Annotated in this window: 2 protein-coding genes; both read right to left on the bottom strand. The window is 36.1% G+C overall.

What is annotated here, in order from left to right; translation table 11 throughout:
- Window positions 1-280: 280 nt before the first annotated feature.
- Complete coding sequence (locus F6K13_RS24030; RefSeq protein WP_339379667.1) at window positions 281-1,945, bottom strand: SDR family NAD(P)-dependent oxidoreductase; 1,665 nt, start codon at window positions 1,943-1,945, stop codon at window positions 281-283.
- Window positions 1,939-3,530, bottom strand: a 1,592-nt coding sequence (locus F6K13_RS24035; RefSeq protein WP_287288608.1) for an AMP-binding protein, incomplete at its 5' end; no start/stop codon positions are given. The genes F6K13_RS24035 and F6K13_RS24030, both read right to left, overlap by 7 nt.

Raw genomic sequence — 3,530 nt, forward strand, 5'->3', positions numbered from 1 at the left:
TTTAAAAGAGAATGGTACAAACAAAAAAGTCTATCTTCATAATTTTTTTTAAATATAGCTACTTCAATTTATTTCAGATAGTTTTATCTATCATTTTTCTCCTTTTGTAATATTTTTCCCTCTTCTTCCTTCTTCCTTACTTCATAAAATATTTTAAAATATAGCTACTTCAATTTATTTCAGATATTTTTATCTATCATTTTTCTCCTTTTGTAATATTTTCCCCTCTTCTTCCTTCTTCCTTCTTCCTTCTTCCTTTTAAAAGATCCACTCAGGGGTTCTATAAAAGAAACCTCTCCTTTTCTTCTGTTTCAGAAGTTAATATACTCTGATTTTGAGCAACTTGACGCAGCACTTCCAGGTTTTGAGCTATACCAATAATAGTTGGATACTCAAATAAAAGCTTTAAATTGAGTTCCTTCTCAAAAGTCTGTCGCAAGCGAGAAATAACCTGAGTTGCCAATAGAGAATTACCTCCCAGCTCAAAGAAATTATCATCAACTCCTACCTGGGACACCCCTAACACTTCCTGCCAAATTTGAGCAATTTGACGCTCAGTCTCATTTCTAGGTTTCACTCTTTCTTGAGTAGAGCGACCCAAATTACTCTGAGAAAGTAAATCTATATCAATTTCCCCTTCCTTAGTTAAAGGTATTTCTGCCAACTCCACTACAGCATAACTACTAGGTTTACCCACCGCATCCTGTACCTGACGTTCCACAACACTCACATTGGGTTTACCCTTACCATTAGTAGTAAAGTAAGCTGTTAATTGTTGCAGAGTATCCGATACAGTAGTAAACCTGCGGATATTAAGATTACTACCATCCAAACCCACCATTAAGTATGGTTGGTCGTAGCATAAACTAGCTAATAGTGAAGACATACCTTGAGATAATCCCACAGCTAAATATCCCTTAGCTTGAGTTAACTGCTTCATCTGATAACCCCGACTCATCCCCATTTCATCCCACATACTCCAAGCTAAACAATAGCTCTGTAACTGACCCCGATCGCGTTGATAGTAACAGAAAGCATCCAAGAAACTATTAGCTGCTGCATAAGCTCCCACCGTTGTGCCACCAAAGAAACCATTAATAGAGGAAAAGTTGATAAACAAACTCTTTGGTTGCAATTCTGGCAATTGATGTAATACCCAAGTTCCTAATAATTTAGGCCGTAACACCTCAGCTAAACTTTCTGGTGTTTCCTCTATCAGCAAACGCTCTTGCATCAACCCTGCTAGATGAATCACCCCATCCAGTTGTTGAGTGTTCCATCCAGACAAGGTTTGCTGTACTACCTCCTGCACTGCTTTTTGATTTGCAATATCTATCCCTTGGTAAATCACCTCACCATCTAATTTTTGTAATTGTTGGTAACCTTTGATTTTCTCTGCTAGTTTACCTCCTTGCTGTAAATAACTTTCCCAACTTTTACTATCTGGTAAAGAAGTTCGCCCTAATAACAACACTTTAGCCTGATAATGTTCCAGGAGATACTTAGCAATTTCAACACCAATTCCTCCTAAACCTCCACTAATAAGGTAAGTTCCTCCTGCTTTGAATGGTAACGGTTGTTTAGGTTTTGAAGGTAGGTCAATTTTCTCCAAAGCTGATACCCAACGCTCTCCATCTCGATAAGCAACTTCTGAATCTTTAGCATCAATAGTTAATTCCTGAAGGATGCGATCGCTATTGACTTCTAATGAGTTTTGTGGTAAGTCTAGATGCCGACATTGCCACTGGGGGTTTTCCTGGGGAATAGTTTTTAGTAAACCTGGTACTGTTGCTTTTTGATAGGAAATTGCTTCTTGGGGATTTAGAGACTGACTATTATTGGCAACATACAACAGTCGGAGTGGATAATTTTGGTTTTGATTACCGAAAGTTTGTAGCAGGAATAAGAGACTGTAAATACCTGTTTGTTGTGCTGTTTCTATAATTTCTGTTCAGTAATTTTTCCAGTATATTTATCATAATGCCACAGGTGAATAATTGCTCCAATTTTGATATTTTCTGCTGCTAAAGATTCGTACAATTTTTGATAATTTTCTTGAATATATGGAGCAATTATATAGTGATTATTACTAACTTTTTGAAAAGTTTCTCCTAATTCTATTTCCACATAAGGGTGAGAATTTTTTTCTAACTTTTGGCAAAACTGTTGACCTAATCCTAATTCATCTAAAAATACTAAAATTACTCCGATTTTTGCTAATTTTTGTGGTTGATAATTTTCTTGTTTTCGTCCCCATATTTTTTGATAAAACCAATCAGGAATTGTGTTGTTATTTTCGGTAATTAAATCTACCCGCTTTAAAATTTCTTTGAATTCTCCTGTGGCAAATTTTTGACTGAGTTGAGTTCGTTGAATCTTACCAATAGAAGTTTTGGGAATTAAGTCTTTGTCTAGAGGAATTAAATAATCTGGATTAATTCCCATACGTTTTATCACCTGTTCTCTAATATTTTTCAATAAAAATAATAACTCTCTATCTTCGTTTTTTTCACTATTGAAAAATATCGCTAATTTATCCGTATTACTATTAGCTTCTCGCACAGCACAAGCTGCGGTGTAAGAAGCTTCTATTTCTGGTAATTCCTCTACCACCGATTCTATTTCATGGCTATAGTAGTTTAAACCGTTGATAATAATTACATCTTTTTGTCGTCCGGTAATAGTTAAACTTCCATTCTTGAGAAACCCTAAATCTCCCGTATTAAACCAACCATCTACTGTAAAAACTTCTTTATTTGCTGTTGGATTTTGATAGTAACCTGATGTGACTGATGCACCTTTTACCTGTAAAAAGCCAACAACTCCTTCACCAACTACTTGTTGATTTGCATCAACAATTCTCAAACAAGTACCCGCAATTGGTAGACCAAGTTCAACAAACTTATCTTCATCAGATGAAGATTCCAGAGAAAAACTATTAGACCATGTAATTCCCGAACAAGTCTCGCACATTCCGAAAGCTGGATGAATAGCTTTAGTCGATAAACCATAATAACTTAAAAGTTTGAGAAAGTTTCTAGCAGTTTTAGTAACTATTGCTTCTCCTGCATTTACTAAAAATCTCATGGAAGACAAATTCCAGTGTCGTTGTTTAACCTCTTCTGCGCGATCGCCAATCATAGTAAATGCAAAATTTGGTGCCCAGCTAATTGTAGCTTGATAACAGTCAATTAAATCTAACCACTTGAGTGGATTTTGCAATATCAATTGTGTCGGTACATGAATCTGCTGACATCCTAGGTCAACTGCCATAATACTCAGAAATACCAATGCTCCCACATGATCTATCGGCATCCAATTCAAAGTCACATCCTGACTAGAAAATTGGTTCATGGCAATTGTACCAGCAGACATACTCAATAGCTTGCTGTTTTCCTGCATTACTGCTTTAGGTATCCCAGTGCTGCCAGAAGTTAACAGCAAAACTGCTAGGTCTTGTGGTTGACTTTTATAAATATTTGTATCTGGTGCAAAACCTCGTAACTGTTCCAAAGTTTCAACCACAGACA

The sequence above is a fragment of the Okeania sp. SIO2B9 genome (assembly GCF_010672505.1).
In the GTDB taxonomy this organism is placed as follows: Bacteria; Cyanobacteriota; Cyanobacteriia; order Cyanobacteriales; family Microcoleaceae; genus Okeania; species Okeania hirsuta.